This is a genomic window from Streptomyces milbemycinicus (assembly GCF_002154605.1).
GTDB lineage: Bacteria > Actinomycetota > Actinomycetes > Streptomycetales > Streptomycetaceae > Streptomyces > Streptomyces milbemycinicus.
Window position 1 is genome coordinate 1 of sequence record NZ_MUNE01000750.1, and the last position, 5,574, is coordinate 5,574.

General features: G+C 71.9%; 6 protein-coding genes and 1 pseudogene. 5 read left to right on the forward strand and 2 right to left on the reverse strand.

The window, feature by feature from the left end:
• The 3 genes from CCN51_RS45040 to CCN51_RS45050 form a co-directional block, all read left to right on the forward strand.
• Window positions 1-435, forward strand: a 435-nt coding sequence (locus CCN51_RS45040; protein ID WP_143676100.1) for an AIM24 family protein, incomplete at its 5' end; no start/stop codon positions are given.
• 10 nt (window positions 436-445) lie between these two features.
• On the forward strand, window positions 446-1,129 hold the full coding sequence (locus tag CCN51_RS45045; RefSeq protein ID WP_014176625.1) for an AIM24 family protein: 684 nt from the start codon (window positions 446-448) through the stop codon (window positions 1,127-1,129).
• Between the two features lie 17 nt (window positions 1,130-1,146).
• Window positions 1,147-1,905, forward strand: a complete 759-nt coding sequence (locus tag CCN51_RS45050; RefSeq protein WP_014176624.1) for an AIM24 family protein — start codon at window positions 1,147-1,149, stop codon at window positions 1,903-1,905.
• A 68-nt stretch (window positions 1,906-1,973) separates the two neighbouring features.
• On the opposite strand, the gene CCN51_RS45055 is transcribed toward CCN51_RS45050, so the two are convergent.
• Both CCN51_RS45055 and CCN51_RS45060 read right to left on the reverse strand, forming a co-directional pair.
• Entirely contained in the window at window positions 1,974-2,501 is a 528-nt protein-coding gene (locus CCN51_RS45055; RefSeq protein ID WP_014176623.1) for an NUDIX hydrolase, read from the reverse strand.
• The gene (locus tag CCN51_RS45060) at window positions 2,498-3,958 is read right to left on the reverse strand and encodes a zinc-dependent metalloprotease (RefSeq protein ID WP_014176622.1); all 1,461 of its coding nucleotides are present in this window, start codon (window positions 3,956-3,958) and stop codon (window positions 2,498-2,500) included. The genes CCN51_RS45055 and CCN51_RS45060 overlap by 4 nt, the downstream gene beginning before the upstream one ends.
• A gap of 190 nt (window positions 3,959-4,148) precedes the next feature.
• Between CCN51_RS45060 and CCN51_RS45065 the strand changes: the two genes are divergently transcribed.
• Both CCN51_RS45065 and CCN51_RS45070 read left to right on the forward strand, forming a co-directional pair.
• Entirely contained in the window at window positions 4,149-5,180 is a 1,032-nt protein-coding gene (locus tag CCN51_RS45065) for an SDR family oxidoreductase (RefSeq protein ID WP_086860894.1), read from the forward strand.
• Between the two features lie 63 nt (window positions 5,181-5,243).
• Window positions 5,244-5,556, forward strand: a pseudogene (locus tag CCN51_RS45070) (molybdenum cofactor biosynthesis protein MoaE).
• Window positions 5,557-5,574 lie beyond the last annotated feature (18 nt).

A 5,574-nucleotide genomic window follows, 5' to 3' on the forward strand; every position in this document is an offset into this window, starting at 1 on the left:
CTGATGCGCTGCTCCGGCCAGGGCCAGGTCTTCCTCGCGGAGAACGCCGCCGAACTTCACCCGATCGAGCTCCAGGGCGACGCCATCTGTGTGTCCGCCGAGAGCGTGCTCGCCTTCGACGAGGGGCTGCACCATGAGGTGCGCCGGATCGAGGGCCACGGGATTCCCGGCGGCGCGCTGTTCACCATGCAGTTCCAGGGCACCGGAACCGTGATCGTGAAGACCCTGGGCACGCCCGTCGTACTGCCGGTCACCCCCACGACCTTCGCCGACGCCAATGCCATCGTCGCCTGGTCCGCCGCCTCGCAGGTGATCATCTCCAGCCAGGTGCGGCTGCGCCGCAACGCCTACCCCGGCCACAGCGGCGAGACCGTGAACCTCCAGTTCCGCGGTGCGCCCGGCAACTTCATCGTCGTCCAGCCCTACGAGGTCTAAAGGGACCGCCATGGACCAGCAACTGATCACCGGTTACGCCCCGGCCCCGGTCTCCGCCCGCATGGAGAACCACGGCAGCAGCATGCTCAAGGTCGCCATGCAGAGCGGCCAGGACCTCTACGCCCGCACCGGCTCGATGGTCGCGTACGAGGGCTTCGTCCAGTACGAGCCCAACCCGCCCGCGGTGCGCCAGATGGCCTCCCAGTGGCTCACCGGTGAGGGCGCCCCGCTCATGAAGTGCACCGGCGACGGCCTGCTCTATCTCGCCGACTACGGCGCGGACGTCGTCTGCGTCAACCTCAACGGCGACTCGCTGTCGGTCAACGGGACCAATCTGCTCGCCTTCGACGCCCACCTCCAGTGGGGCGTCGAGCGGGTCAAGGGCATCGCCAAGTTCGCCGGGCAGGGCCTGTTCAACGTGGGCATCTCCGGCACCGGCTGGGTCGCCCTGACCTCCCGGGGCACCCCCATCGTCGTCGACTGCGGCCGCGGCGAGGACGAGACGTACGTGGACCCGGACGCGCTCGTCGCCTGGTCCACCAACCTCAAGGTGAAGGGGAAGCGCAGCTTCAAAGCGTCGTCCCTGATCGGCCGGGGCAGCGGCGAGGCCTACCAGCTCGGCTTCTCCGGGCAGGGCTTCGTCGTCGTCCAGCCCAGCGAGGACAGCACTGACCGGCTCCGGGCGCGGGGCTGAGGGGGAGCGAAGACATCATGCAGAGCCCGCTTTTCGGCCTCACCGAGGCCCAGACCCAGGACCGCTACGCGCTGCAGAACCCGCAGCTGCTGCGGGTCGCCCTCGAAGGACACCAGGACGTACTGGCCCGCAAGGGCACCATGGTCGCCTACCAAGGGCTGATCGAGTTCGACGGCGAATACCAGACGCAGGGGCAGCAGCGCGCCCGGGCCCGCACCGGGGAGGCGCTGGACCTGATGCGCTGCTCCGGCCAGGGCACCGTCTACCTGGCCAACCTCGCCCAGCACGTCCATGTCGTGGATGTGGACCATGAGGGGCTGACCGTCGACAGCTCCTATGTGCTCGCGCTCGACTCGACCCTGCACTGGGAGTCGATCGCGGTGGACAGCCAGTACGGCATCTCCGGCTCGGGGAAGTACAACCTCAACATCTCCGGCCAGGGCAAGGTGGCCCTGATGACCTCGGGCCAGCCGCTCATGATGCAGGTCACCCCGGACAAGTACGTCAACGTGGATGCGGACGCCATCGTCGCCTGGTCCACCTCGCTGCGGGTCCAGATGCAGGCGCAGACGCACTCCAGCGGGGTGTGGCGGCGCCGCGGCAACACGGGGGAGGGCTGGGAGCTCAGCTTCCTCGGCCAGGGCTATGCACTGGTGCAGCCCAGCGAGCTGCTGCCGCCGCAGAACGCGGTGATCGGTGGCGGGGCGGCCGCTCAGTTCGGCATGGGCCAGCACGGCGCCCGCGGGCAGAACCAGGGCAACATCTTCAACAACTGACGGCGGCAGCCGACGCTCCGGGCAGGACAGCCCGGGGCGGCCCCGGGCGTACCGTACCCGCGCGTCCCTCACACCAGCGCGCGGGTACGGGTCAGCAGGCGGCGCACCGACTCGTCGGCCACGCCCGCCACCTCGTCATAGCCGAACCAGCGCAGGTCCAGCGACTCCTCACTGATCGCCGCCACCGCGTCCCGCGGGGCCAGCGCCGCGTACTGCACATCCAGATGCCAGGCACACGGCGTCAGATGGCGGTCGAGCCGCACCGGACCGGCCGGCAGCAGCGTCAGCCCCTCGATGCCCGACTCCTCGGTGGCCTCGCGCAGCGCCGCGTCCGTCAAGGTGGCGTCCCCGGGCTCGCAGTGGCCGCCCATCTGGAGCCACATCTTCAGCTTGCGGTGGAGCGTCAGCAGAACGCGCCCCCGGGACGGGTCGATCACCAGCGCGCTGGCGGTGATGTGCCCGTCCTGGCACGCCTTCCACATCCCGTCCGGATACGCGGCCAGATGGTCGCCGTAATCCAGCCGCAGCCGCTCCTGCCCGTCGTCCGGCGCGGACCACTCGCGCAGCACCCGCGCCGCGTCCTCGTGCAGGCTCACCGGCCGCTCTCGCCCTTCCCGCCGGTGCCGCCCTCTTCCTCTTCCCCGCCGTCCGCGTCGCTCTTACGGTCGCTCTTGTCGTCGGTCTTGGCGTCCTTTTCGCCGCCCGCGGCCTCGCCGAGCATCTTGTCCAGCTCGGAGAAGTCCAGCTGCTCGCGGTGGACGAAACCGTCCGGGTCGTCCAGGTCCTCGGCCGTCGGCAGCATGTCGGGGTGGGCCCACAGCCCGTCGCGCCCGTCCAGGCCGCGGGCGTCGGTCAGCGAGGCCCACAGCCGCGAGGCGTCGCGCAGCCGCCGCGGACGCAGCTCCAGGCCGATCAGCGTGGCGAAGGTCTGCTCGGCGGGGCCGCCACTCGCCCGGCGCCGCCGCAGCGTCTCGCGCAGGGCGTCGGCCGACGGCAGATGGGGCGCGGCGGCGGCGTGCACCACCGCGTCCACCCAGCCCTCCACCAGCGCCAGAGCGGTCTCCAGACGGGCCAGCGCGGCCTTCTGGGCCGGGGTGTCCTCCGGCTGGAACATGCCCTGCTGCAGCGCCTCCTGCAGCTGCTCGGGGTGGGTCGGGTCGAGCTGGCCGACCGCGTCCTCCAGCTTCGCGGTGTCGACCTTGATGCCCCGGGCGTACCCCTCGACCGCGCCGAACAGATGCGAGCGCAGCCACGGCACATGCGAGAACAGCCGCTGATGGGCGGCCTCGCGCAGTGCCAGGTACAGCCGGACCTCGTCCTCGGGGACGCCGAGCCCGGAGCCGAACGCCGCGATGTTGATCGGGAGCAGCGCCGCCTTGCCCACGGGCCCGAGCGGCAGCCCGATGTCCGTGGAGCCGACGACCTCACCGGCCAGCACGCCCACCGCCTGCCCGATCTGGGTGCCGAACATCGCGCCGCCCATGGAGCGCATCATCCCGAGCAGCGGGCCGGCCATGGCCTGCATCTCCTCGGGGAGCACATCGCCCATGGCCGCGCCGACCCGCTCGGCGACCGGGTCCACCAGGTCCTTCCACACCGGCAGCGTGGCCTCGACCCACTCGGCGCGGCTCCAGGCCACCGCGGAGCCCGAGCCCGAGGGCAGCGATGTGACGCCGTCCAGCCACAGGTCGGCCAGGCGCAGCGCCTCCTGGACCGCCGCGCGCTCGGCCGGGCCGACGCTCGCGTCCTTGGTGCCGTCCGCGGTGCCGCGCGCCACCGTCTGCCGGGCGATGTCCTTGGCCATGTCCCAGTTCACCGGGCCGCCCTCATAGGAGAGCATCTGGCCCAGCTGCTGGAAGGCCGCGCCCAGGTCGCTCGGGTTCAGCGACCCGAACATTGCGGCGAACGGGTTCTCCCCGCCGCCACCGCCCGCGCCGAACCCGAACGGATTCGCGGGGCCCTGACTGCCGCCGTGGCCGCCCTTCTGCTTGCCGTCGTCGCCGTCCTCCGGCTCCTCCGGCGGGAGGCCGAATCCGAATGGGGTGTCACTCACGGGTTCCCTCGGCTCGTAGGGCCGCCGGTCTGGCCGGCGGCGAATGCCCTTGCATCACCACCCAGCCTAGACACCTCGCCGGTTTGCGGGCTCAGTGCTTCGCTGATAGCGGGCCTGCGGCAGGATGGACGTCACCTGGTACGTATGCGTCAGTGCGCTGCGTACTGAAGACAACCGCTGGAGACGCCCGGTGAGTTCCCCAGACCGAGAAGTTCGCGCAGCGCGAAACGATCCGCCGCGCACCGCACGACGCCCTGTCGTCGCGGTCACCGGCGCCGCGTCGGGCGCCGGAGCCCTGCTCACGCAGCGGCTCGCCGAATCCGACGAGACCAAGCACGTCCTGGCCATCGACGAGCGCCGCGGCGATGTGACCGAGGCGCAGTGGCACGTCCTGGACGTGCGCGACCCGGCCATCGCCGACAAGCTGCGGGGTGTCGACGTCGTCGTCCACCTCGCCGTCGACCTCGACCTGGGCACCGACCCGGCCGCCCGTACGGCCTACAACGTGCGCGGCACCCAGACCGTCCTGACCGCCGCCGCGGCCGCCGGGGTGCGCCGCGTGGTGCTGTGCACCTCCGCGATGGTCTACGGGGCGCTGCCCGACAACGACGTACCGCTCGCCGAGGACGCCGAGCTGCGCGCCACGGCGGAGGCCACCGGCGTCGGCGACCTGCTGGAGATCGAACGGCTCGCCCAGCGCGCCCCCAGGGCCCACCCCGGCCTGAACGTCACCGTCGTACGCCCCGCCATCCTGGTCGGCGGCACGGACACCGCGCTCACCCGCTACTTCGAGTCACCGCGCCTCCTGGTGGTCGCCGGCTCCCGCCCCACCTGGCAGTTCTGCCACATCGAGGACCTGGTCGGCGCGCTGGAGTACGCGGCGCTGGAGAAGGTCGAGGGCGAGCTGTCGGTCGGCTGCGACGGATGGCTGGAACAGGAGGAGGTCGAGGAGCTGTCCGGCATCCGGCGCATGGAGCTGCCCTCGGCGGTCGCCCTGGGCGCGGCCTCCCGGCTGCACCGGCTGGGCCTGACCCCGTCCCCGGCGGGCGACCTGGCGTACACCATGCACCCCTGGGCGGTCAGCGGCAGCAGGCTGCACGAGGCGGGCTGGCGCCCGCGCTGGACGAACGAGGAGGTCCTCGCCGAGCTGCTGGAGGAGGNNGCCCTGGTGGGCACCGCGGCGATCGTCCGCCGCGCCCGTAAGGCGCGCCGTAGGGCCTGAGCGGAAACCGGGTTCCGCCATCCGGCATTCCACGGAGTGAGCGCGTGGGGCACGATGGGGCGCATGGGACGTAGGTACGACCATCCGGGTGAGCTGGCGGCCGCCGATCCGATCCGCCTGCTCGCCATCCGTGACACCCCCCTGTCCGTCGACGAGGTGTTCGGGGCGGTCGGCGACCCCGCCGCGGGGGGCACCGCGCTGTTCGTCGGCACCGTGCGTGACCACGACGGAGGCACCGACGTGGGCGCCCTCGGCTNNGCACCGCGCCGAGGCATTCGCGGCCTGCCGCCGCCTGATCGACGACCTCAAGAGCGAGGTCCCCATCTGGAAGCACCAGACCTTCGCGGACGGTACGGATGAGTGGGTGGGCGCTTAGCGCCTTGTTGGGCGAGGG